This is a genomic window from Pseudomonas sp. GW822-FHT03F08 (genome assembly GCF_058801265.1).
In genome coordinates this window covers 111,833-134,600 of record NZ_JBXANC010000012.1, presented here as the reverse complement: position 1 = coordinate 134,600, position 22,768 = coordinate 111,833, and the positions used below count along the sequence as shown (strand labels likewise).

The following is a 22,768-nucleotide window of genomic DNA, read 5'->3' as shown; positions in this document are numbered from 1 at the left end:
ATCACCACGCCCATGCAGCGACCGGCGTCGCCAACAGGCTGAACGCCGCCATCGCCATTGCCAGCTTCGGTCGATAGGGCATCAGCAGCACCAGCAACAATGCGCTGATCATCAACACGGCGAACCAGTCGACCAGACCGAAACCCCAGCCGTTGGCAGCCACGGCGGCCCAGAGTGAAAGACACAGCAGCAACCAACCGGCGAGCTTCAGACTTTTTGCGCGTCGGTTTGAAGGCTTATGACCCAGCAGCTCATCGTGATGTCGCGGCATCGACAGACACAGCGCAGTAAATCCGGCGTAACACAGCAACAGCGCCAGCAGCATCAGTGCGTCCCCTGCTCAAGCGTGATCGGCCGAGGCGTTTCGCGAGGTGTCTTTTTCACGCGGACGGTGTGGCCGGCACGCTGCATTTTCCAGGCGGCCCACCCCAGGAACAGACCGGCGCCGAGGCAGGTCAGGTCGAAACCGGCCAAGGCCCAGTCACCCTGCTCCAGCGTGACGCCGAGGTGATGCGCAGTGGTCAATGCGTTGAGCAACGGCACCGTGGTGAACAGCAGCGCTGCCAGTGGCAATTGTTCGACCCAGGCTTTGCGACCGGGTCGGAGCAAGGCATGCACCAGGCTCAAAGCCCAAGCGATGAAGAACGCGTTCACTTCCCACTTGGCCCGGCCGTCGAGACTCAGTGGCAACAGACGGTTGGCCCAGAAGAACGCCGCCACCGCACTGACCAGCCCGGCCATGCTGGCGATGTTCAGCACTTCGACCAGCCGCAACTCGAACGGCATGACCCCGGTCTTGGCATGTTTGAGCTGACGTTTGCCAAGCCAGATCACCAGTCCGGTGCCGATCATTGCCGTGCCGGCCAAGCCGCAAATGAAATACAGCCAACGCAGCACCGGGCCGGCGAAATGGCCGATGTGCAGACCATAGAAACCGCCGGCAATCGTCATCGGCAGCGGTTTGGCCGGGGTCGCACCGAGGATTTGCCCAGTCACGCCATTGAAGGTCACGTCGCTGCCGTATTCGTAGGTGATCTTGTCGGAGCTGGCACGCGACACCTGCACCGAGGCATTGGCGTCGCCGGGATTATTCACCGTCACCCGCGCGGCATGTCCGCCGCCCCAGTGCTCGCTTGCACGTGCCAGCAGCGGTGCCATCGGCGGCAACATGGTGGGTATGCCTGCGCGCTCCGGGGCCGGCGTTTCGGGAAACACTTCATCGTAAAACGCACTGCGATCGCTGCCGTAGGACGCCAAAAGGTTCGCCGGCATAACCATCGCCATGAAGATCACCAGGCTGCTGTAGGTGATCATCAGGTGAAAAGGCAGCACCAGCACGCCCACCGCGTTATGCCCGTCCAGCCAGGTGCGCTGGCCTTTGCGCGGACGGAAGGTGAAGAAGTCCTTGAAGATTTTCTTGTGGGTGATGATCCCGGTAATCAGTGCGATGAACATCACCATCGCCGCGCTGGTCGCCAGCCAGCGGCCCCACGGATAAGGCATTTGCAGCTGGAAGTGGAAGCGGTAGAAGAATTCGCCGCCGAAGCTTTTGCGCACGGGCACTTCGGCACCGGTCCGGGCGTCGAGGATTTTTTCGGTGAATCGACCGCGCTCGCCGGGTTTGGCCGGGGCTTGCCAACCGACAGAGATCCCAGGCTCGCGCGCATCAGGAAGCGTGATCTGCCAGCTCGGCGCATCGGGCGCGCGCTGTTGCAGATAGGTTTGCGCCAGCGTCAGGCTCGCTTCAGCATCGAGCGGGCGCGACGGGATTTCCGGCTGCATCCAGTGATTGGTCTCGTCCTTGAAATAGGCCAGCGTCCCGGTCAGGAAAATCGCGAACAGCAGCCAGCCGAAGACCAGTCCGGTCCAGGTGTGCAGCCAGGCCATCGCCTGCCGGAAACCCTCTTTCATGCGTAACCCAGACCCCGCGCGGCGCCGGAGATCGTCGCCAGAATCACGCTCGGCACCAGCAAGCCGACCCATGCCGCCCACGCGCTGCGGCAGGCGAAGCACCAGAGCACGGCCACCAGATACACGAGGAACGAAACCGTCATACCGGTGATGACCGCTTCGGCGCGGTTCAGCGGTAACCACAGGGTCAGCGTGACACTGGCCAGCGCCGCGACCAGATAGCCGCCAAACACCGCCGCGAGCACCCGCGAAGTGACGGCCAGACGATAGGACATGGGGAGTGTGGCGAGTTTGGCTTTCATGTTTCGACCCTGAAACGGTTAACGCCCGGCCAACAGGCCGAGACGACAGGCATGCAATATTAATGATAAATATTCTCATACGCAAAAGAGTCTGATTGCCGGCATGCATTCGCGGCCCTACAATGCGAACCATTCTTGTTCTCTAACGCATCCTGTATGCGCCCGGAGTGATGCCGTTGTCGTCCGCCCATCCCGTCGAATCGCTGTATCAGGCCCACCACAGCTGGCTCACTGGCTGGCTGCGGCGCAAACTCGGCTGCCCGGACAGCGCCGCCGATCTGGCCCAGGACACGTTCATTCGGGTGCTGACCGCACGAGAACCGCCGGTGATCATCGAGCCTCGGGCGTTCCTCACCACGCTGGCCAAGCGTGTGTTGTTCAACCATTACCGTCGCCAGGATCTGGAGCGCGCCTACCTCGACACCCTCGCGCAGATGCCGGAAGTCGTCGCGCCTTCGGAAGAAGAGAAAGCGATCATCCTGCAAACCCTGATGGAGCTGGATCAGTTGCTCGATGGCCTGCCGCGCGCCGTCAAACGCGCATTTCTGCTGGCGCAGGTCGATGGCCTGACCTATCCGCAGATCGCCGCCGAACTGGGTATCTCCGTGGCCACGGTCAAACGTCATCTGAACAAGGCAGCGATGCGCTGCTACTTTGCTCTGTGAATCCGCCGATGGATTTTTCCGCGCAGGTTGCCGAGCAAGCGGTGCACTGGCTGCTGGAAATGCAGCAGGGCCCGTTGAATCCGCGTCAACAACAAGCCTGGCAACAGTGGATCGATGCCCACAGCGAACACCGCCGCGCCTGGGAACACATTCAGCGGGTCAATTCGCGGTTGCGGGGTTTGTCATCGCCACTGGCCCATGCCGCGTTAAACGCGCCAAAGTCCGGCAGTCGGCGTCAGGCTCTCAAATTGTTGCTGCTTCTCGGCGCCGGTTCGGCAGTCACCTGGGGGATGCGCGAGCACAATCCGTTGCCGTCGCTGCTGGCCGATTACCGCAGCCCGATCGGTCAGCGCCGCAAGATATCGCTCGGCGCGGGTGGCCAGTTGCAGCTCAACACCGCGAGTGCGGCGGATGTCCGGGGAGATGGACTGATCCGTCTGCTCGAAGGCGAAATGCTGCTGACCGCCACTCAATCCTTCGAAGTGCAAACCGCGCAAGGCGTGCTGAAAACTCAAGGTGCGCGGATCAACGTGCGGCAGTTTGCCGACCGCACGCAGGTTGCGCTGTTTGAAGGTCGGGTCGAGTTGAACGCACAAGGTCGCTCGCCGATGTTGCTGCCGGTCGCCCGACAATTGAGCTTCAGCGCCACCTCCATCAGCGAAGCAAAACCGCTGGACGCCAACAGCGGCGCCTGGGCCGACGGCATGCTCGTGGCCGCCCACATGCGCCTGGGCGACTTCCTCGACGAACTCGGTCGCTACCGTCGCGGGCAGCTCAATTGCGATGCAAAAGTGGCTGACTTGCTGATCTCCGGGACTTATCCACTGGACGACAGCGAGCGGATTCTCGATCTGCTGGAAATCAGCCTGCCGGTAAAAGTGAAGCGTTTTACTCGCTACTGGGTGACGGTCGAAGCCAAGGTTTGATCAACCGTAAAAATAAATGAGCCGTTTTTCAGATCTGGCGTGACAGAGAAGGAAAGCCCCCCTTGATTCAACCTTCTCAGGACCGTCCTCCATGCACCCCACCCGCCTCACGCCGTTGGCCCGAACCCTGCGCAATCTCATCCTCGGCGCCAGCCTGAGCTTCAGCGCCCTGCCCCATGCGCTGGCTGCCGACACCAAGGCTTATCACATCGCCCCGTCGTCGCTGGAAAACGCCCTCAACCAGTTCGGCCGTGAAGCCGGGGTGCTGATTTCCTTTGGCTCGCAGGTCACCAGCGGTGTGCAAAGCCGTGGGCTGGAAGGCAGCTACACAGCGGAACAAGGTCTGAACGCGCTGCTCGAAGGCACCGGCCTGCAAGCCCGCGCCGAGGGCGGCAATGCCTTCAGCCTGCAACCGTCGAACGACAGCGCCCTGGAGCTGGACACCTCGAAAGTGGTCGGCGACTGGCTGGGTGAAGCCGCACAGGTCAACGTCTTCGAACATCCCGGCGCCCGTGACGTGATCCGCCGCGAAGAATTCGAACGCCAGGGCGCGACCCAGGCCCGCGATGTGCTCAATCGCATTCCCGGGGTCAACGCCCCGGAAAACAACGGTACCGGCAGCCACGACATGGCGCTGAACTTCGGCATTCGCGGCCTCAACCCACGCCTGGCTGCACGTTCGACGGTGTTGATGGACGGCATCCCGGTGCCCTTCGCGCCTTACGGTCAGCCGCAGTTGTCGTTTGCACCGATCAGCATGGGCAACATGGACGCGGTGGACGTCGTGCGAGGCGGCGGCGCCGTGCGTTACGGCCCGCAGAACGTCGGCGGCGTGGTCAACTTCGTGACCCGGGCGATTCCTGACGAGCCGACCGTCAAGGGCGGTTTCCAGACCGAAACCAGTCCTTCGTCGAGCCATGACGGCTTCAAGACCAGCGCCAACTTGCTGGCCGGCGGCACCAATGCCAACGGCCTGGGCGGCGCGCTGCTGTACTCCGGCACTCGCGGTGGCGACTGGCGCGAACACAGCGACACGGAAATCGACGACCTGATCCTCAAGGGCAAATACCAGCTCGACGAAGCCAACAGCTTCAACGCCATGGCCCAGTATTACGAAGGCAAGGCTGACATGCCCGGCGGCCTGAACGTCGCCGACTACGATGCCGATCCGTATCAGTCGACCCGACCGAAAGACCAGTTCTGGGGCCGTCGCACGATGTTCAATTTCGGCTACCGCTATCAGGAAGATCGCCGCGAATTCACCGCCAACACCTTCTTCACCAAGACCCTGCGCAGCGGTTATCTGGATCAGGGCACATTCCTGTCGCTGTCGCCGCGCGAATACTGGGTTCGCGGTCTGGAAACCCGTTTCGCTCAAGGTTTCGACCTCGGCTCGACCAGCCATGAAGTTGGCGTCGGCTATCGCTACATCAATGAGGCCGGCCACGAGTTGCGCTATCGCACCCCGATCGCCAGCAACGAATACCCGACCACCAACAGCCGCAACGACCGCGACACCCGTGGCGGTACCGAAGCCAATGCGTTCTTCGTCGATGACCGCATCGACATCGGCAAGTGGACGATCACCCCGGGCGTGCGCTACGAGATGATCGAGTCGCAGCAGACCAACAATCTGACCAACGTCAAATACAAGGGTGACTACAACACCGCGCTGCCGGCGTTGAACGTGCTGTACCACCTGACCGACACCTGGAACCTGTACGCCAACACCGAAGGCTCCTTCGGCAGCGTGCAATACAGCCAGATGCCCAACCGCGTGAGCAGCGGTGAAGTGAAACCGGAGAAGGCTCGCACCTGGGAACTCGGCACCCGTTACGACAACGGTGCCCTGCGAGCGGAAATCGGCGCGTTCCTGATCAACTTCGACAACCAGTACGAAAGCAATCAGACCAACGATTCGGTGATCGCCCGTGGCGAAACCCGCCATCAGGGCATCGAGACCAGCGTCAATTACGCGCTGGATGACTTGAGCCCGGCGCTGGCCGGCTTCGATGTCTACGCCACTTACGCCTATGTCGACGCGACCATCCGCGAAGACGGTCCGAACAAGGGTAATCGTGTGCCGTTCTCCTCGAAACACAAAGGCACGATCGGCGTCGGTTACACCGAAGGGCCGTGGAAGCTGAACCTGGACAGCAGCTTCCAGAGCGACCAGTTCGCCGACAACGCCAACACCTCGAAAGAAAGCGCCGACGGCAGCACCGGCAAGATTCCGGGCTACATGCTGTTCAGCAGCCGCGCCGGTTATGACTTCGGGCCGCAGTTGTCGGACCTGAACGTGGCGGTGGGGGTGAAGAACATCTTCAACACCCAGTACTTCACCCGTTCGTTCGATGACAACAACAAGGGCAAATACGTGGGTGAGCCGCGCACGGTGTATGTGCAGACTTCCGTTGCCTTCTGAGATCTACATGCATCCAGCCCTCTCCCGAAGGGAGAGGGGTTTCATATCTGATCCACTCACAAAACCCACCAGAAACGAAACGGGCCTGCAATTGCAGGCCCGTTCTCATTGGGTGACTTATAAAATCAGCGCATCAACTGTTGATCGCTGCCTGTTCGTTTTCCAGAAATTCTTCCTCCAGCAGCGCGTCATTCGCCTTGCTGGTAAATGGCACCACTGCGGCTCGCGGTTTGCCCCGCAGTTTGCCAAACAGGTGCTCCAGCGCGTGCTCCAGTTTTTCGGCTGCACCATCGATCGCCTGTTCCAGCGAATCGGCTTTGTGGGTGACGGAAATCGGTTGATGGCCTTTTGGCCGCGCTTCCAGTTGGCAGCGCAAATCATGGGGACCCGGTTTGTCACCGTTCTCGTCGCTCAGATGGACTTCGACACGGGTCAGGTCTTCCTCATAACGGTCGAGCGTGCTCTCAATTGTGGTTCGTACCCACTCCTCCAGTCGTTTGCTGCTTTGAATATGGTTGTCGCTGTTGACTTGGATTTGCATAGTTCATCCCTTATTTCAGCTAGCTCGCAAGAGGCCTTGAACAGGATTTCGTGACCTCTTGATTACAACAATCGGCCCGTGTGACGAACATTTCAACCCCTGAAAAAAGATAAATATTCATACGCAAAAAAAGCCGGACAACCGAGTGAAGCGCTGGTAAGGTCGGGAGTTGGGTCGCCTCAGTTCCCTGCAAAATCTGCTCACAATTGGCCATCACTCAACGGGTGCAGGCCACGGAAAATCTCCGCCTCCTCCACCAGCCAGTCATGCACTGCGCGCACACCCGGATGGCTCAGCGCCCCCGGCGCGTAGAGCAAGACATAGCGCTTGTGATTGGGCACCGAAATCCCGAACGGCACGATCAATGTCCCCCGCTCCAGTTCGTCGTTGAGCAGCGTGCGCCGGGCAATCGCCACGCCCATGCCGGCAATCGCCGCTTCGATGGTCAGGTGGTTGCGATTGAACGTGTGCCCACGCCGTACGTCGGCACCATCGAATCCGATGGCATTGAGATAAAACTCCCACTCCGCGTATTCATAACTGCCGCGCCAGGCCGTGATGTCGTGCAGCAGCGGGAAATGCACCAGATCCGCCGGCCCGTGCAGTGGTGGCCGTCCACGCAGCAGGCTCGGCGCGCACACCGGGAAAATCTGCTCGTCGAGCAAGGCTGTGGATAACAATCCCGGATAACTGCCGTCGTTCAAGTCGATGGCCAGGTCGAAATCCCCTTCATGCAACGGCACGCTGCTGTCCTCGGCCACCAGTCGCAACTGGATGTCCGGGTAACGCTGTTGCAGACGCGGCAGGCGCGGGGTCAGCCATTTGCTGAGGAACGACGGAATCGAGCGCACCCGCAGAGTCCCGCTGATCATCCCCGCATCCAGACGACGCAGCTCAGCATCGATGCTGCCGTAAGCCTCGTTGACCGTGATCGCCAGTCGCTGCCCTTCCGCACTCAGCTCCACGCCACGGGCGCGACGGTGAAACAGACGAAAGCCCAGACGCTCTTCCAGCTGTCGGATTTGCTGACTCACCGCCCCCGGCGTGATGTGCAACTCCTCGGCACAACGGGTGAATGACAGGTGCCGCGCGGCACAGGAAAACACCTGCAGCCAGACGTAAGTCTGGGCATGCAATTGACGACTCATGGTTTAGTCCTGCTAAAGGCTTACTTAGGAAGTTTCGTTAGTCACGTTGAAGCGAGGTAGGCAGTATCGCCGACATTGCGCTTGTCCTACAAAAAATGGCGGCGATTCCTACTCCATTGCTTGTAAGGCTTTAGCATGGCTATCAGTGTTTTCGATCTATTCAAAGTCGGCATCGGTCCGTCCAGTTCCCACACCGTCGGCCCGATGCGCGCCGCCGCGACCTTCGCCCAGGCCCTGATCGATCAGCATTTGCTGAACGATGTGCAGCGGGTGGAAATCCGTTTATACGGCTCGCTCTCGGCCACTGGCGTCGGTCACGCCACTGACCGCGCAACGGTCATGGGCCTGATGGGCGAATGGCCGGACAGCATCGATCCGTCGACCATCGAACCGCGCATCCAGCAACTGCGCGAGACCGGCCACCTGTTCCTCGCAGGTACACGCTCGACTGCCTTCAACTGGCAAGACGATCTCCTGCTGCTGGACGAGAGCCTGCCCTACCACCCCAACGCCATGTCGCTGACAGCCTTCGGTGCATCCGGGCAACTGTTCGAGCAGACGTACTACTCGGTGGGTGGCGGTTTCATCATCGAAGCGGCCGAAGCCGAATCCGGTGTAGCACCGGCCGGCGACGTGGTGTTGCCGTACGACTTTTCCAGCGCCGCTGAACTGCTGTCGCTGTGCAACAAACACAACCTGCGTGTTTCCGAACTGATGATGGCCAACGAACGGGCCTGGCGTAGCGACGCCGAAATCCGTCAGGGCCTGCTGCATATCTGGTCGGTGATGCGCGAATGCGTCGAGCAAGGTTTGCGTCACGAAGGCGTGCTGCCTGGTGGTCTGAATGTTCCGCGTCGTGCAGCGAAATTGCACCGCAGCCTGCTGGAAATCGGTAAGCCGAACGTCATCAGTTCGACCCTGTCGGCGATGGAGTGGGTCAACCTGTTCGCCCTCGCCGTCAACGAAGAAAACGCCGCCGGCGGGCGCATGGTCACCGCGCCGACCAACGGTGCCGCCGGGATCATTCCGGCCGTCCTGCACTACTACATGAAATTCAATCCGGACGCGTCGGACGATGACGTGGTCGCGTTCTTTCTGGGCGCGGCAGCGGTCGGCATCCTGTGCAAGAAAAACGCCTCGATTTCCGGCGCCGAAGTCGGCTGCCAGGGTGAAGTCGGCTCTGCCTGCGCCATGGCCGCTGCTGGTCTCGCCGACGTGCTTGGCGCTACCCCGGAGCAACTGGAAAACGCCGCCGAAATCGGCCTGGAGCACAACCTCGGCCTGACCTGCGACCCGGTCGGCGGACTCGTGCAGGTGCCGTGCATCGAGCGCAACGCCATCGCTGCGGTGAAGGCGATCAACGCCACACAAATGGCCCTGCGCGGTGACGGCAAACACTTCATTTCGCTCGACCGGGTGATCCGCACCATGCGCGATACCGGCGCCGACATGCATGACAAATACAAAGAGACTTCACGGGGCGGCCTGGCCGTGAGCTGGGTGGAGTGCTGAGGAGCGCTCCCTGACCGCCTGTAACACGTGAGCCCGAGCAAGAATAATAACGAGGCAAAAACGATGACCGATGTACGCACACCTGCTGCCGAACCCCCCGCTGTAGACCGCACACGCAATAGCGAAATCGCCCACAAGGGCTGGAGCAAATTCGACACCACCTGGATGCTCGGTCTGTACGGCACCGCCATCGGTGCCGGCACTTTGTTCCTGCCGATCAACGCCGGTGTCGGCGGTTTCTGGCCGTTGCTGATCCTGGCGGTGCTGGCGTTTCCGATGACCTTCTACGCGCACCGGGGCCTGACCCGCTTCGTGCTGTCGGGCCGTTCCGGTGACATCACCGAAGTGGTGGAAGAACACTTCGGCGTCGGTGCCGGCAAACTGATCACGCTGCTGTATTTCTTCGCGATCTTCCCGATCCTGCTGGTGTACAGCGTGGCGCTGACCAACACCCTGAGCAGCTTCCTCGAACACCAGTTGCACATCGCCCCGCCGCCGCGCGCGGTGTTGTCGCTGGCGTTGATCCTCGGTTTGATGGCCATCGTGCGTTGCGGTCAGAGCGTGATCGTCAAAGCCATGAGCGTGCTGGTGTATCCGTTCGTCGCCGCGTTGCTGCTACTCGGCATCAGCCTGATTCCGAACTGGAACGGCGCGTTCTTCGCCAGCGCCCAGGAAGCGATGCCGATGTCGGTGTTCTTCAAGACCCTGTGGCTGGCGATCCCGGTGATGGTGTTCTCGTTCAACCATTCGCCGATCATTTCCGCGTTCGCCGTCGAGCAGAAACAGCGCTACGGCGACCAGGCCGAACGCAAGAGCAGCGGCATCCTCGCGATGGCCCACGGCATGATGGTGGTGACCGTGATGTTCTTCTGCTTCAGCTGCGTGCTGGCACTGTCGCCGGCTGATCTGGCAGCGGCCAAGGCGCAGAACATTTCGATCCTGTCGTACCTGGCCAACCACTTCCAGACCCCGGTCATCGCCTACGCCGCGCCGCTGATTGCGCTGGTGGCGATCACCAAATCCTTCCTCGGCCACTACATCGGCGCCAGCGAAGGCTTCCAGGGCATGATCGTCAAAAGCCTGCGCGGCCGTGGCCGGGTGATGTCGGCGAGCTGGCTGAACCGTGCGACTGCGTTGTTCATGATCCTCAGCTGCTGGGCCGTGGCGACCTTCAACCCGAGCATCCTCGGCATGATCGAAACCCTCGGAGGGCCGGTGATTGCCTGCCTGTTGTTCCTGATGCCGATGTACGCGATCCGCCGCGTGCCAGCCTTTCGCCAGTATTCGGGCCAGGTGTCGAACGTGTTCGTGGTGCTGATCGGCCTGATTGCACTGTCAGCGATCATCTACTCGGTTCTGCCCTGAAACGGGCCGCAAACGAAGAAGGCGAGCCATAGGCTCGCCTTCTTTTTGGCCGGTTTCATTGTTCGACAAAATTCCCGGCATGTCCCTTGCTACATCCCTGAAGGAGACAGGACCACGGAATGGCCGACGGTCAGGTTTGGCGAACCAACCCGATCAAGGCCGGTCAACAACTGCACGTTCAATCAGGCGGTGACGCATCATGGACAATCCTTTTCAGATCATTACCGATGCCTTCGCGCCGGACTATCAGATCAACCTGAGCATTCAGGGCCTCGACGGCAGCATCATGCTGACCCTTTCCAACAGCGGCCGGATCGTCGCCAAACGGATGATCAGCGCCGACCAGCGCAACGACCCCAAGCGCCTCAAACGACTGGTGCAAAGCATCCAGTTCGGCATCGCCATCGAACAGGGCCACAGCGCCATGGCGATCCTGGAAGCCATGACCCGCGGCGACGGGCTCACCCCGCCACCGCGCCAGATCAAGGGCCAGCATCGGCCATCGATCGGTCTTTAGAGCTCGCCCTTCTCAATCTCGGGGTGCTCACCGGAGCCCGCACCGAGCTTGCGTTGCGGCTTCTCGATTTTCACCGAAGGGAATTGCGACGAGGCGTAACGCACCACCAGGATCGAGAACGCCAGCAGCAGAATCCCGCCGCACAGGTAAATGATGCCCATGTCCGGCGGGTTGTGGTGCGAAACGTTGGAGATCAGCAGGCGCGTCAGAGCGGTGATCGCCACATAGATCAGGAAGCGCACCGGCATGTGGTTGGTCTTGAAGTAAATCCCGACCATCGCCCCCAGTTCCAGATAGATGAACAGCAACAGAATGTCATCGATCTTGATGTGCCCTTCCTCGAGCATCCCGAGAAACTCCATCACCGCCGCCCAGGCGGTCACCGCACCGATGGCGAACAGCGCCAGGTAGTGGAAGGTCTCGACGAACAGGTTGCCCAGGGACTCGGCCAGTTGGTGCACGTTTTGCCGCAGTTTCTCGGCCCAGTTGATTTTCACGATGAAGGCTCCTTAGCCCGGTTCGAGCGGATGTTGCACGCTTGGATGTGACGGTTATTGCGCACGCACACGGATGCATGCAGAAAAGAGGCCACGCCATCATGGCGAGGCGCCGCGAAACCCGCGCCGTGGCGTTTGGTCGCACCTGCGCGGCGCATTAGGCCTGACAAAATCCGAATCCGGTCTACATTAAAAAGCCACTACCCAAAGCGCAGGGATTCGCTTATCCTTTTCGCTGTATATAGATACAGTAGTCGCAAAGACAACTTAATGTGAAGGCATGTGAGGTGGTGAATGGCCGTCGAAGTGGTATACCGCAGCAGCCGAGATCTGGAGCGCTTGTTCATGGATAAAGCCGAAGCTGACCGTCATGACAAAATGCTCGAACTGGCCGAACTGTTGGCCGAAGTGCTGGAAAAAGCCGTTCCTTCGTTGAGCGAGCAGCAAGTGGAAGAAGTCGGGATCTACATGGCGAAGAACCGCGACGTGTTCGCCCGGGCGTTCAAGAGCCAGCCTGACGCATTGTCGGAGCTGATCAACGCACCGGCCGAACCGGTTGTGGCGAGCGAGACAGCTGACGCGGCCGAAGCGGCAGAAGCGCCTGCCAAACCTGCCAAAGCGGCGAAGGCTGCAAAGTAATCGACACCTGAGTTGAAGCCTCTGAATTGAATAGCCCCTGAGTTGAACGACTCAGGGGCTTTTTCATGTCCGGAAAACCTCAGCGGTACAACACCTTCTCCGCCAACTCGTCCGCCACCCGCGCGGGTGAACGCTTTTCTGCCTGGGCGTGAGCAAACACTTCCGTCAGCCGCGAACTGATCTTCGACAGGTGCGCGGTGATGGTCGTCAGCTCTTCGCCACGGTGCTTGAGGGAAACGTAGATCAAGCCACCGGCATTGATCACGTAATCCGGCGCATACAGGATGCCGCGCCGCTCCAGTTGATCGGCCACATCCAGATGCGTCAGTTGATTGTTGGCCGACCCTGCCACCGCCGAACAGCGCAACTGGGTGACGGTGTGGCTGTTGAGCACACCGCCCAGGCCGCACGGCGCAAGAATGTCGCACGGCGTGCTGAGCAATGCGTCGTTGGCGATCGGGTGGGCGTTGAGCTGCTCCATCGCCAGTTGCACCTTGCCGTGGTCGATGTCGCTGACCAGCAGTTCGGCGCCAGCGGCGTGCAGTTGTTCGGCCAGGGCATAACCGACATTGCCCAGCCCCTGAATCGCCACGCGCAAGCCTTCAAGGTTGTCGCTGCCCAGCCGCGCCATGGCGGTGGCGCGAATCCCGGTGAACACACCCATCGCGGCATGTGGCGCAGGGTCGCCGGCAGAGGTGGTGCTGGTGACGTGCTGGGTCTGCTGGGCGATGCAATCCATGTCCGCCACCGAGGTGCCGCTGTCGATGGCAGTGATGTAGCGGCCGTCGAGCTGATTGATGCAACGGCCGAAGGCTTCGAACAACGCGGCGCGGTTTTCCACATGGGCCGGGCGCACGATCACGGCCACACCGCCACCCTGGGCCAGGCCGGCCAGCGCGGCTTTGTAGCTCATGCCCTGGGCCAGGCGTATGGCGTCCTCGACAGCGGATTCGTCGTTCGGGTAGGCAAGATAACGACACCCGCCCAGGGCGGGCCCGAGGCGACTGTTATGGATGGCAATGACCGCCTTCAATCCGGAGACCGGATCAACGCTAAGGTGCAGCGATTCCAGGCGAGTGCTTTGCATGAGAGCGAACATCGGCAGGCCCCCGAATCACTTCTGGTAGACGCCAGTATAGGCTTGCGCCCAAAAATTGCTGAAGCGCACGGGAATAAGGCCCGACAGCGACCAATGCGTTGCGGCATAACCCGGTGGCAGAGCGGCGCGGCACTGGACGAATGACAGAGACGGGGCTAAAACGAGGCATTCCCCGGAGATTTTGATGAGTCCGCGCCAACGTTTTTTCGACTGTCTGCACCGTTCACCGCCCGCGCTGTTCGAGGCGGCGTTGTGGATGGCTGCCGAGCATGACAAACACGTCGACCCCGAAGCGCTATTGCAGGATTTCAAGGAACTGCAACAGCGCGTCAGTTCCGGTTTGCCACTGTTGCCGGTCAGCGAACTGGCGCAGCCGCTCCTGCGGCGGATGACCGATCTGGGTTTTGCACAGGATGATTTTGCGCCGTTGCGTCCCCAAGCCGCGATGGTCAACAAGGTGTTGCAGACCCGGCGCGGCCAACCGTTGGCCCTGGCGCTGATCGCGCTGGAACTGGCCCGTGGACTGGAGATCCCGCTGGTGGGTGTGAACTTCCCCGGACATTTCCTGCTGAAGGTGCCCGGGGCTGATCACTTGCTCGATCCGTGCGGTGGGCGGCGCCTGTATCCGAACGATTGCCGCGAACTACTGCATCGCCAATACGGCCACCAGATGCAACTCAACGCCGACCACCTGCTGGCTGCCACACCGCTACAGATGCTTCAACGCCTGTCGCGCAACCTGCGCCAGTTGCACCTGACCCACGATGACTTCATCGCCGCGCTGATCGATGCCGAACGCGTGCTCGAAATGGGCGATGCCAGCGCCGCCGACTACCTGGCCCGGGCCAGCCTGTACCAGCGTCTCGACTGCCCGAACGCCGAGCGCTTCGATCTTGAGCACGCGCTGCTGCTCAGTGACGACCCGATTCAGCGGCTTCGCCTGACTGAACGACTGGGGCATCTGCCGCCCAATTCGGTGGTGCACTGACTGACGCCCCTGAAGGCGAACGCACCTGAATGATCAACAACGCCGCAATCACTGCCGGAATCGCGCAGTAGAAGAAAATCTGCTCCACCGGAATGTGCATCGCCAGCAGCAGGCTGCCGAACAGCGGCCCGAGAATCGAGCCGAAACGCCCCACTCCCAACGCCCAACCGGTGCCGGTGGCGCGCACGTGCGCCGGATAGAAATTGCTGGCAAACGCATTGAGCGTCAGTTGCCCGCCGATGATGCAGAAACCCGCCGCAAACACACAGGCCACCAGATAGCGCGGGTTGTCGTGATTCAGGCCCAGCAGAATCGTGCACACCGCCGCGCCGGCCAGCACACCGGACAGCAACCGCACCTTGCGCTTCAGACGATCAGCGAACCACGCCATGCAGATGGCGCCCAAGGTGCCGGCGAACAGGAACATCGACGTCACCAGATTCGCTTCATTGAGTTTCAGGCCACTTTCCAGCAGCAGCGACGGCAGCCAGCTGATCATGAAATACAGCAGGATCAGACTGACGAAAAAGGTCGCCCAGATCAGCAAGGTCGGGCGTGCGTAACCATTGCGGAACAGTTCCACCACCGTCAGTTTGCTGCCCTGCTCGCGTTCGTTCTGTTCGACCGAGGCAACGGGCGGTTGCCAGTCCGGCAGCATCCGCGCGGTAACCTTGCGCAGGCGCGCATACGGTGGCGCATCGCGCAGCAGGCGCGGCAGGGATTCCGGCAGCATCCACCAGAGGAACGGAAACAGCAGCAACGGCGTAACGCCGCCAGCGAGGAACACCGCTTGCCAGCCGAATCGATCGATGAACCCGGCCGCAACAAAACCACCCGCCGCACCGCCGAAGGAAAAACCGCAGGCCGCCAGCGTCACCATCAACGTGCGCAGGCGTGGCGGGGAGTACTCCGACATCAACGCCATGGCGCTGGGCATTGCGCCGCCCATGCCGATGCCGCAGATGAAGCGCGCAATCATCAAGGTATTCAGGGAATCGGCGAACACCATCAGCACGGTGAGGATGGCGTAGATCAGCACACAGGCGAGCAGAATCCGCCGTACGCCGAAACGGTCGGCCAGCGGCGTCACGGCGAGCGAGCCAAGCGTCAGGCCGAGCAGGTTGGCGCTGAACACCGGACCGAACGCCGATTTCTCCAGGCCCCAGTCCTGCGCCAGCGCCGGCACCACATAGCCGAGCACCTGGGCGTCGTAGCCGTCGGTGACCAGCAACAAGGCGAGAAGGATCAGGAGCAACCACTGAAAGCGGGACACAGGACGGGCGTCGAGTGCCGCCCGGAAGCTGGCAATCTGGTTATGCATCGCAAGGTACCTGTTTTGTTTTTATGTTTTTTTGCGGGTAACCGGAATGGCTCCCGTGCGCTGCACGGGAGCCATCAAATGCTACTTCGGCGTGTCCGGCTGATTCGCCGGATGCGCCGCGATGAACGCCGGATGTTCAGCGGCCAACGCGGCCACCCGACGGATCCGTGGATACGCCTCAAGCGAAACGTTGAAACGCTCGGCCGCGTACAACTGCGGGATAAGGTACACATCAGCCACGCACGGCCACTCGCCGAAACAGAAACCGCTGTCGCCGATCAACTGCTCCACCGTCGCCAGCCCCTGACCGATCCAGTGGCCGATCCACTCGGTCACCTGCGGCTCGTCATGCCCCAACCCGCGCAGGCGATTGAGCACGCTGACGTTGTGCAGCGGATGCACGTCGCAGCCGATCACCGCCGCCACGCCGCGCACCTGTGCACGGGCAACGAGGTCCTCGGGCAGCAGCGGCACCTGTGGATAACGTTCCTCCAGGTACTCGATGATGGCCGGCGACTGAATCAGCAACTTGCCGTCATCGGTACGCAGCGCCGGCACCCGGCCCTGGGGATTGATCGCCAGGTACGCCGGTTGCCGATGTTCACCGCCGGGTGGTGCAATCAAATTGACTGGCAACGCCTGATAGTCGAGGCCCTTGAGCGCCAGCGCGATCCGCACCCGGTACGACGAGGTGGAACGGTAATAGGTATAGAGATCCATGAACCGCTCCTGTCAGCGCGTCGCCAGCACAGTGCCACGGCATTCGCCGAAACCGATCGAGGCAAAACCTTCGCGGGCGCAACGAGCGCGCAGGATGATTTCGTCGCCGTCTTCAAGGAATTTGCGCACTTCACCGGAGGCCAGCTCGATTGGCTTCTTACCGCCCTCGGTGATTTCCAGCAGGCTGCCGAACTGGCCGTTTTCAGGCCCGGACAAAGTGCCCGAACCGAACAGGTCACCGGCCTGCAACTGGCAGCCGTTGACGCTGTGGTGCGCGACCATTTGCGCGACAGTCCAGTACATGTAGCGGGTGTTGCTCAGAGTCAGGCGATGGGCCGGCAGGTTCTGCTCGCGCATTTTCTCGGTGAGCAGCAGCACTTCCAGCTCGATATCGAAACCACCGCCATCCTGATCGCGCTTGTCGAACAGGTACGGCAATGGCTGCGGATCACCTTCCGGGCGCGCCGGTTGCGCGGTGCGGAATGGCGCCAGCGCTTCGGCGGTCACCACCCATGGCGAGACGCTGGTGATGAAGCTTTTGGAGAGGAACGGGCCGAGCGGCTGGTATTCCCAGGCCTGGATGTCACGGGCCGACCAGTCGTTGAGCAGGCAGAAACCGGCAATGTGTTCAGCGGCATCGCCGATGGCGATCGACTCGCCCATCTCGTTGCCCTGACCGATCCAGATCCCCAGCTCCAGCTCATAGTCCAGACGCGCACACGGGCCGAAGGTCGGCTCGGTCGCACCGGCCGGCAGGGTCTGGCCTTTCGGGCGACGCACGTCGGTGCCGGAAGCTCGCACGGTGGACGCACGACCGTGGTAACCAATCGGCACGTGTTTGTAGTTCGGCAGCAACGGGTTGTCCGGACGGAACAGCTTGCCGACGTTCTGCGCATGCTCGATGCCGACGTAGAAGTCGGTGTAGTCACTGATGCGCGCCGGCAAATGCATCTGGCAATCGGCGGCCAGCGGCAGCAGTTTTGCGCCCTGGGCTTCAATATTGCCGCGATGGGTGCTGCCTTCGCTGAACAGTTCCAGCAGACGTTCGCGCAGGGCAACGCGAGCGTCGCGGCCGAGTTCGAAGAATGCGTTCAACTGGCCGCCGTGCATGGCTTCGACTGCACTGCGCGCGACGCCGTCGAACAACCCGGCCTCCAGCGCCACTTGCAGATCGAAGATGTGTTCGCCAATCGCCACGCCCGCGCGCGGCGCCGAGCCGTTGAGGCTGAACACGCCCAGCGGCAGGTTCTGCAACGGGAAATCGGTGTGGCCGTTGGCCGAAGCGACCCAACTGCGGGTGATGGAATTCTGAGTCATGGGTTATCTCCGGGTCGGGTCGAACGTGGCGGGCAGCGTGGCCCAGCAGGCGTCGTAAGTGGATTGCAGTTGCGGACAGTCGAGGGCAAAGCGGCTTGGGCGCAGCACCTGGCTGGTCTCGAACATGAAGGCCATGGTGTTGTCGATCTTGGCCGGTTTCAGGTCCGCGTTGATGGCTTTGGTGCAGGTCTCGCCGTCCGGGCCGTGGGCGCTCATGCAGCTGTGCAGCGACGCGCCGCCAGGCACGAAACCTTCGGCCTTGGCGTCGTATTCGCCCTGGATCAGGCCCATGAATTCGTTCATCAGGTTGCGGTGGAACCACGGTGGACGGAAGGTGTTCTCGGCCACCATCCAGCGCGGCGGGAAGATCACGAAGTCGAGGTTGGCCAGACCGTGGACGCTGGTCGGCGACGTGAGCACGGTGAAGATCGACGGGTCCGGGTGATCGAAACTGACGGTGCCGATAGTGTTGAAACGGCGCAGGTCATATTTGTACGGCACGTTGTTGCCGTGCCAGGCGACCACATTCAGCGGCGAGTGATTGAGTTCGGTGCCCCACAACTGGCCGAGGAATTTCTGCACCAGGGTGGTCGGTTGTTGCAGGTTTTCGTAGGCGGCGACCGGGGTCAGGAAGTCCCGTGGATTGGCCAGGCCGTTGCTGCCGATCGGCCCCAGATCCGGCAGGCGCAGCGGCGCGCCATGGTTCTCGGCGACGTAACCGCGCGCCTGCGGGTCGAGCAGTTCGACGCGGAATTTCAGGCCCCGTGGCAACACGGCGATTTCCAGCGGCGCCACTTCCAGCACACCCAGCTCGGTTGCGATGCGCAGACGCCCCAGTTGCGGCACCAGCAGCAGCTCGCCGTCGGCGTTGAAGAACACCCGTTCCATCGAACGGTTGGCGCAGTAGTGATAGATGCTGATACCGGCCGGTTTCTCGGCAGCGGAATTGGCCGCCATGCTCACCAGACCGTCGATGAAATCGGTCGGTTCGGCCGGGATCTCCAGCGGGTTCCAGCGCAGGCGATTGGGGGTCACTTCACCCAACGGGCCGCCCGCCAGTTGCCGCTCCAGTTTGACGAATGCCGGGTGGTTGGCCGACGGCTGGATCCGGTACATCCAGGTACGCCGCGCTTCGCTGCGGGTCATGGTGAACGCAGTGCCGGAGAACAGTTCGGTGTAGAGACCGTACGGGGCTTTCTGCGGGGAGTTCTGGCCGACGGGCAGTGCGCCGGGCAACGCTTCGGAGCTGAATTCGTTGCCGAAACCGGACTGGTAAGCCAGGGCTGAATCGAGGTTCATGGAGCCTCCTGAACAGGGAGTCGGCATGGCCGGACGCTCTGGATCAGAGGTCTTGGCACGCCGGGGTTATTTTTATCGTAATCCAATTACGCATAACGTAATTTGCTCGCTATCCAGCGTCAAGCTATAAAGACGCCCATTCGTTCCGGGACACGGCAGCACCATGGAAAAAACCAGCGACAGCAACGGCAAACAGAAAGTCCGCTCCGCCGAAGTCGGCACCGACATCCTCAAGGCCCTGGCCGAGTTGTCGCCGTCCACTTCGCTGTCGCGCCTGGCCGAACATGTGCAGATGCCGGCGAGCAAGGTTCACCGCTATCTGCAGGCCTTGATCGCCAGCGGTTTCGCCGAGCAGAACACCGCCACCAACCATTACGGTCTCGGCCGTGAAGCGCTGCGCGTGGGCCTGGCCGCACTCAACAGTATGGACGTGCTGAAAGTCGCCGCCCTGCCGCTGGCCGAACTGCGCGACGAACTCAACGAAACCTGTTTCCTCGCGGTGTGGGGCAATCAGGGCGCAACCGTTGTGCACATCGAACCGGCGGTGCGCGCGGTGACGGTCGTGACGCAACTGGGCTCGGTGTTACCGCTGCTCAGTTCATCCACGGGGCTGGTCTTCAGCACTTACCTGCCGCATCGGGAAACCGACGAATTGCGCGAACAGGAAATCGCCAGTGGCGGCCATCCGCTGGCGGACGAAAAAGCCTATGCGGCGTTATGCGAACAGATCCGCGAACGCGGTCTGCATCATGTGCACGGTTTGCTGATGCCCGGCGTCGATGCCTTGTCGGCACCAGTGTTCAACGCCCTCGGGCAGATCGCGGCAGTGTTGACCATCGTCGGCCCGACCTCGCTGTTCCACGCCGACGAAAACGGCCCGGCGGCGCAGCGGTTGCTGGCGGCGACACGGGCCGTGAGTTGGCGGATGGGGTATCAGCCAGCGTGAATATTCAACGGCACAAACCGAGCACTCTCGCCCGCGCCACAGCGTGAGTCCTGCGCTCGACGCCCAGCTTCGCGTGAATTCGCCGGACATGCGTTTTGACCGTGTGCAACGAGATGAACAACGTGTCCGCGATTTGCTGATTGGAACTTCCCGACGCGATCAGCCCGAGAACTTGCGACTCTCTCAAACTCAATGAGCCTTCGTTATCCCCTTCATCAAAAAGTGGATCAGCGACCGTTGAGACGGGCCAGATACTGAGCGCTTGCTCATCAAACCTCTTCGACAACCGCTGCAAATTGATATGACTGGCCAACGTTCGCCCTTTATCGAAGTAATGCCGGGCTGACTCCCGATCATTGAGTATCCAGGCCACCTCGCTCATCGCCAACAGCAACTCGGCTTCAAGCACGATCATCCGGCTGGCGTGAGCCTGCTCGAGCAAAGACTGCAATCGCACCACTGGCTGTTGCGCCTGCTGCAACCGGGCCTCAGCCAGAATCAGCAAACACTCAATGCGCGGAATCAACTCCAGCGTCGCCGGCGGGGCTTGCCTTGCGTGCGGGCCGCGATAATGTCTGAGCACCCGGCTCAACGCCTCGCGAGCCAGTTCGGGTCGTCCTTGTTGCAGCCAGAATTCACTGCTGACCTGCAGCAGGACGCCGCGATAAACCGTGTCCGGAATCTGCCGCTGCTGCATCAACCGTTCAGCATCGCGCAGTCGCATGAAGGCGTAAGCGTAATCACCCTGATCGGCGGCCAGTTGCGCCTGACCGAGAAAGCCGTAAAGCACGCGCTTGTCAAAGCTGCGCAGACAGTCGTCGAGCCCTTGCTGAAAGAGTCCGGCCGCCCGGTCCTGCTGCCCCATGCTCAGTGCCAGCCGCCCGCGACGCAGGGCGATCCGCCCCAGCAGCGGCGTCGGTCGCTCGATTGACTGAACAAGCAGCTCATACAGATTGGCCAGTAGTTCTTCGGCTCGAGCCGACGCGCCACGTTGCTCCAGCAATTGGGCATGATCAAGTTCCAGCAACGCTTCGAACAACAGAGAACCCTCAGCCCGGGCCAGGCACAGTGCTTCACGATTGATCGAATGAGCCAACTCCAGATCACCGCACAGCAACGCCTGCTGAGTGCGACCCGACAGACAAAGCAGGCGTGCCGTCCAGGCCTGCGGCGGTAGATCGTTCAAGGCTTGCTCGAAGTGATCGCGTGCTTCCTCCATCCGTCCTTGCAGATGCGACAGCCAGCCTTGCTGAGCCTGCCAGCGGGCGATCAATTGCCGTTGCTGGTCAGCCGACTGTGCCGGCAAAAAGCGCGAAAGTTGCCCGATGCAATCTGCAGCCTGCGCAAATCGCCCGGCGAACAGCAACGCCGCCGTGATCAAACCGACCAATTGCGCAGAGCTCAGCAGCAGTTCTTCACCGCGTTGCTCATAAAGACGCAGCAACAGCACAACCGTCTGCTCCTCGAACAGATGCTCGAAACTGAAGTGTTGCAACAGGCTCACCGCGACCTCGTATTCCTCGGCCAGCAACGCCTGCTCGAAGGCGCATTTCCAATGCTGTCCGGCAGCAAACCACTGACAGGCCCGGCGATGCCAGGAACGTCCGGCAGGCCAGGGTTCGTCGCGCATCAAACGCGACAGCGGGGCACACACTTGCAACCACTCGGGCGAGTCTTGCCAGGGTTCAATAAAGCACCCGAGCGTTTGCAGACTGCGCATCCATTGCGCCCCGTCACCAGCACCGAACAGATGGTCGCAAAGGCCGGCATTGAACCGCGGCAAATGCGCCAGCACCCGCCAGGCCTCGGCCAGCTCCGGACTCAGACCGCTGAACAATTCGTGTTGCAGGTAGTCCAGCAAGGTGTCCATGCGTTGCTGCGGCAAGGTCTTTTGCGACCAGTCGCATTTTTGCATCAACAGCATCCGCACCCCGGCACACCAGCCGCCACTGCGCTGAAAGATACGCCCCGCCACACTGTCGGCCTGGGCGGGAGGCAAATGACGCAACACTTGTGCAATCTCGTCCCGGGTCAGTGCCAACGCCGCGCCTTCACATTCGTACAAGGCGTCATCGAGCAGCAGGCGCGGCCAATTGCAGGATGGGCGCCGGCGCGTGCCGATCCACCACGCCACGGCCGGACTGCTAATCGCCAGCATCCGGTCGAGCAATGCATCCAGCGCCGGCTCCGGGGATCGGCAGTAATCGTCGATCAGCACCCAGGTCACCGTAGACCGTCGCGCCAGTTCATACAGCAGTGACGCTTCGTCCGAGGTTGTCAGCCCCATTGCTTGCGCGAGTCGTTCGCAAAATTCGCCAGCGTTCAAGGATGCACCTGCCAGCGGCAACCAACAGACGGTGCAATTGACGGGTGCCTGCAGCAGGCATTCGGTGAGCAGCGCGGTTTTGCCGCTGCCGGCCGGCGCGCAAATCAGTTTGACCCGTGCCGTCGACTCAAGCAGTGCATCGCAAAGCCGCGGACGTGGCAGGTGATGGGAAGAAAGTCTCGGAAAAAAATCTGCTCGATCCAGACGGGGTGTCATGGCGGTCATCGGGTGCGCCTTTTTATCGTTGTGCGTTCACCCTAGCCCTCTCCCCGATGCTTGTTGACGAGTATTCAGTACGCTGATT

Annotated in this window: 20 protein-coding genes and 1 pseudogene; 9 read left to right on the top strand and 12 right to left on the bottom strand. The window is 61.4% G+C overall.

All coding sequences use genetic code 11. The features are described from left to right. Position 1 precedes the first annotated feature (1 nt). From AC1RME_RS26265 to AC1RME_RS26255, 3 genes are read right to left on the bottom strand one after another with little or no spacing between them, the layout of a single operon-like run. Entirely contained in the window at positions 2 to 325 is a 324-nt protein-coding gene (locus AC1RME_RS26265) for a DUF3325 domain-containing protein (RefSeq protein ID WP_096819108.1), read from the bottom strand. Beyond that, positions 325 to 1,911: a PepSY-associated TM helix domain-containing protein gene (locus AC1RME_RS26260; protein WP_493091967.1), complete on the bottom strand. Its 1,587-nt coding sequence runs from the start codon at positions 1,909 to 1,911 to the stop codon at positions 325 to 327. Before AC1RME_RS26260 ends, AC1RME_RS26265 begins: the two co-directional genes overlap by 1 nt. After that, complete coding sequence (locus AC1RME_RS26255; protein WP_096819105.1) at positions 1,908 to 2,213, bottom strand: DUF3649 domain-containing protein; 306 nt, start codon at positions 2,211 to 2,213, stop codon at positions 1,908 to 1,910. The genes AC1RME_RS26260 and AC1RME_RS26255 overlap by 4 nt, the downstream gene beginning before the upstream one ends. Positions 2,214 to 2,389: 176 nt before the next feature. On the opposite strand from AC1RME_RS26255, the gene AC1RME_RS26250 reads away from it, so the two are divergent. From AC1RME_RS26250 to fecA, 3 genes are all read left to right on the top strand, one after another. Then, positions 2,390 to 2,878 (top strand): sigma-70 family RNA polymerase sigma factor, encoded by a 489-nt coding sequence (locus AC1RME_RS26250; RefSeq protein WP_085730110.1) that lies wholly within the window; start codon positions 2,390 to 2,392, stop codon positions 2,876 to 2,878. Next, a complete protein-coding gene (locus tag AC1RME_RS26245) occupies positions 2,875 to 3,804 on the top strand; it encodes a DUF4880 domain-containing protein (protein ID WP_096819103.1) in 930 nt (309 codons plus the stop codon). The genes AC1RME_RS26250 and AC1RME_RS26245 overlap by 4 nt, the downstream gene beginning before the upstream one ends. A gap of 91 nt (positions 3,805 to 3,895) precedes the next feature. Further along, a complete protein-coding gene (gene fecA, locus AC1RME_RS26240; RefSeq protein ID WP_096819096.1) occupies positions 3,896 to 6,229 on the top strand; it encodes a TonB-dependent Fe(3+) dicitrate receptor FecA in 2,334 nt (777 codons plus the stop codon). A gap of 133 nt (positions 6,230 to 6,362) precedes the next feature. Here fecA and AC1RME_RS26235 read toward each other — a convergent pair whose 3' ends face one another. Then, positions 6,363 to 6,770 carry an HPF/RaiA family ribosome-associated protein gene (locus tag AC1RME_RS26235; RefSeq protein WP_096819094.1) on the bottom strand — a complete coding sequence of 136 codons (408 nt, stop codon included), beginning with the start codon at positions 6,768 to 6,770 and terminating at the stop codon, positions 6,363 to 6,365. Positions 6,771 to 6,970: 200 nt separating this feature from the next. After that, positions 6,971 to 7,918 carry a LysR substrate-binding domain-containing protein gene (locus tag AC1RME_RS26230; RefSeq protein ID WP_096819091.1) on the bottom strand — a complete coding sequence of 316 codons (948 nt, stop codon included), beginning with the start codon at positions 7,916 to 7,918 and terminating at the stop codon, positions 6,971 to 6,973. Between the two features lie 135 nt (positions 7,919 to 8,053). Between AC1RME_RS26230 and AC1RME_RS26225 the strand changes: the two genes are divergently transcribed. The 3 genes from AC1RME_RS26225 (at position 8,054) to AC1RME_RS26215 (ending at position 11,312) form a co-directional block, all read left to right on the top strand. After that, positions 8,054 to 9,430 carry an L-serine ammonia-lyase gene (locus AC1RME_RS26225; RefSeq protein ID WP_096819089.1) on the top strand — a complete coding sequence of 459 codons (1,377 nt, stop codon included), beginning with the start codon at positions 8,054 to 8,056 and terminating at the stop codon, positions 9,428 to 9,430. A 63-nt stretch (positions 9,431 to 9,493) separates the two neighbouring features. Further along, the gene (locus AC1RME_RS26220) at positions 9,494 to 10,795 is read left to right on the top strand and encodes an HAAAP family serine/threonine permease (protein ID WP_493091966.1); all 1,302 of its coding nucleotides are present in this window, start codon (positions 9,494 to 9,496) and stop codon (positions 10,793 to 10,795) included. A 199-nt stretch (positions 10,796 to 10,994) separates the two neighbouring features. Beyond that, the gene (locus tag AC1RME_RS26215; RefSeq protein ID WP_096819085.1) at positions 10,995 to 11,312 is read left to right on the top strand and encodes a DUF3509 domain-containing protein; all 318 of its coding nucleotides are present in this window, start codon (positions 10,995 to 10,997) and stop codon (positions 11,310 to 11,312) included. Here the strand turns inward: AC1RME_RS26215 and AC1RME_RS26210 are convergent. Further along, on the bottom strand, positions 11,309 to 11,809 hold the full coding sequence (locus tag AC1RME_RS26210; protein WP_003221775.1) for a phosphate-starvation-inducible protein PsiE: 501 nt from the start codon (positions 11,807 to 11,809) through the stop codon (positions 11,309 to 11,311). The two genes, AC1RME_RS26215 and AC1RME_RS26210, sit on opposite strands and share 4 nt — an antisense overlap. Before the next feature lie 294 nt (positions 11,810 to 12,103). Here AC1RME_RS26210 and AC1RME_RS26205 point away from each other — a divergent pair. Beyond that, a pseudogene (locus AC1RME_RS26205) lies at positions 12,104 to 12,358 on the top strand (YebG family protein); the annotation flags it as partial. Between the two features lie 169 nt (positions 12,359 to 12,527). Here the strand turns inward: AC1RME_RS26205 and AC1RME_RS26200 are convergent. After that, positions 12,528 to 13,547, bottom strand: coding sequence for a Glu/Leu/Phe/Val dehydrogenase family protein (locus tag AC1RME_RS26200; protein ID WP_096819082.1), 1,020 nt, complete (start codon positions 13,545 to 13,547; stop codon positions 12,528 to 12,530). Between the two features lie 184 nt (positions 13,548 to 13,731). Between AC1RME_RS26200 and AC1RME_RS26195 the strand changes: the two genes are divergently transcribed. After that, positions 13,732 to 14,535: a SirB1 family protein gene (locus AC1RME_RS26195; RefSeq protein ID WP_096819080.1), complete on the top strand. Its 804-nt coding sequence runs from the start codon at positions 13,732 to 13,734 to the stop codon at positions 14,533 to 14,535. On the opposite strand, the gene AC1RME_RS26190 is transcribed toward AC1RME_RS26195, so the two are convergent. From AC1RME_RS26190 to hmgA, 4 genes are all read right to left on the bottom strand, one after another. Further along, on the bottom strand, positions 14,459 to 15,856 hold the full coding sequence (locus tag AC1RME_RS26190; protein WP_096819078.1) for an MFS transporter: 1,398 nt from the start codon (positions 15,854 to 15,856) through the stop codon (positions 14,459 to 14,461). The two genes, AC1RME_RS26195 and AC1RME_RS26190, sit on opposite strands and share 77 nt — an antisense overlap. Before the next feature lie 81 nt (positions 15,857 to 15,937). Beyond that, complete coding sequence (maiA, locus tag AC1RME_RS26185) at positions 15,938 to 16,576, bottom strand: maleylacetoacetate isomerase (protein ID WP_096819076.1); 639 nt, start codon at positions 16,574 to 16,576, stop codon at positions 15,938 to 15,940. Positions 16,577 to 16,588: 12 nt separating this feature from the next. Further along, the gene (fahA, locus tag AC1RME_RS26180; protein ID WP_096819074.1) at positions 16,589 to 17,893 is read right to left on the bottom strand and encodes a fumarylacetoacetase; all 1,305 of its coding nucleotides are present in this window, start codon (positions 17,891 to 17,893) and stop codon (positions 16,589 to 16,591) included. 3 nt (positions 17,894 to 17,896) lie between these two features. After that, complete coding sequence (gene hmgA / locus AC1RME_RS26175) at positions 17,897 to 19,192, bottom strand: homogentisate 1,2-dioxygenase (protein ID WP_064593461.1); 1,296 nt, start codon at positions 19,190 to 19,192, stop codon at positions 17,897 to 17,899. Positions 19,193 to 19,355: 163 nt separating this feature from the next. Between hmgA and AC1RME_RS26170 the strand changes: the two genes are divergently transcribed. After that, positions 19,356 to 20,138: an IclR family transcriptional regulator gene (locus tag AC1RME_RS26170; protein ID WP_096819072.1), complete on the top strand. Its 783-nt coding sequence runs from the start codon at positions 19,356 to 19,358 to the stop codon at positions 20,136 to 20,138. A 4-nt stretch (positions 20,139 to 20,142) separates the two neighbouring features. On the opposite strand, the gene AC1RME_RS26165 is transcribed toward AC1RME_RS26170, so the two are convergent. Further along, a complete protein-coding gene (locus AC1RME_RS26165) occupies positions 20,143 to 22,689 on the bottom strand; it encodes a LuxR C-terminal-related transcriptional regulator (protein ID WP_096819071.1) in 2,547 nt (848 codons plus the stop codon). Positions 22,690 to 22,768 lie beyond the last annotated feature (79 nt).

Coding starts and splice junctions, on each gene's coding strand:
- fecA (WP_096819096.1), top strand. CDS start 3,896: ATGCACCCCACCCGCCTCACGCCGTTGGCCCGAACCCTGCGCAATCTC.
- AC1RME_RS26170 (WP_096819072.1), top strand. CDS start 19,356: ATGGAAAAAACCAGCGACAGCAACGGCAAACAGAAAGTCCGCTCCGCC.
- hmgA (WP_064593461.1), bottom strand. CDS start 19,192: ATGAACCTCGATTCAGCCCTGGCTTACCAGTCCGGTTTCGGCAACGAA.
- AC1RME_RS26235 (WP_096819094.1), bottom strand. CDS start 6,770: ATGCAAATCCAAGTCAACAGCGACAACCATATTCAAAGCAGCAAACGA.
- AC1RME_RS26220 (WP_493091966.1), top strand. CDS start 9,494: ATGACCGATGTACGCACACCTGCTGCCGAACCCCCCGCTGTAGACCGC.
- AC1RME_RS26215 (WP_096819085.1), top strand. CDS start 10,995: ATGGACAATCCTTTTCAGATCATTACCGATGCCTTCGCGCCGGACTAT.
- AC1RME_RS26255 (WP_096819105.1), bottom strand. CDS start 2,213: ATGAAAGCCAAACTCGCCACACTCCCCATGTCCTATCGTCTGGCCGTC.
- AC1RME_RS26200 (WP_096819082.1), bottom strand. CDS start 13,547: ATGTTCGCTCTCATGCAAAGCACTCGCCTGGAATCGCTGCACCTTAGC.
- AC1RME_RS26195 (WP_096819080.1), top strand. CDS start 13,732: ATGAGTCCGCGCCAACGTTTTTTCGACTGTCTGCACCGTTCACCGCCC.
- AC1RME_RS26190 (WP_096819078.1), bottom strand. CDS start 15,856: ATGCATAACCAGATTGCCAGCTTCCGGGCGGCACTCGACGCCCGTCCT.
- AC1RME_RS26265 (WP_096819108.1), bottom strand. CDS start 325: ATGCTGCTGGCGCTGTTGCTGTGTTACGCCGGATTTACTGCGCTGTGT.
- AC1RME_RS26165 (WP_096819071.1), bottom strand. CDS start 22,689: ATGACCGCCATGACACCCCGTCTGGATCGAGCAGATTTTTTTCCGAGA.
- AC1RME_RS26225 (WP_096819089.1), top strand. CDS start 8,054: ATGGCTATCAGTGTTTTCGATCTATTCAAAGTCGGCATCGGTCCGTCC.
- AC1RME_RS26260 (WP_493091967.1), bottom strand. CDS start 1,911: ATGAAAGAGGGTTTCCGGCAGGCGATGGCCTGGCTGCACACCTGGACC.
- fahA (WP_096819074.1), bottom strand. CDS start 17,893: ATGACTCAGAATTCCATCACCCGCAGTTGGGTCGCTTCGGCCAACGGC.
- maiA (WP_096819076.1), bottom strand. CDS start 16,576: ATGGATCTCTATACCTATTACCGTTCCACCTCGTCGTACCGGGTGCGG.
- AC1RME_RS26230 (WP_096819091.1), bottom strand. CDS start 7,918: ATGAGTCGTCAATTGCATGCCCAGACTTACGTCTGGCTGCAGGTGTTT.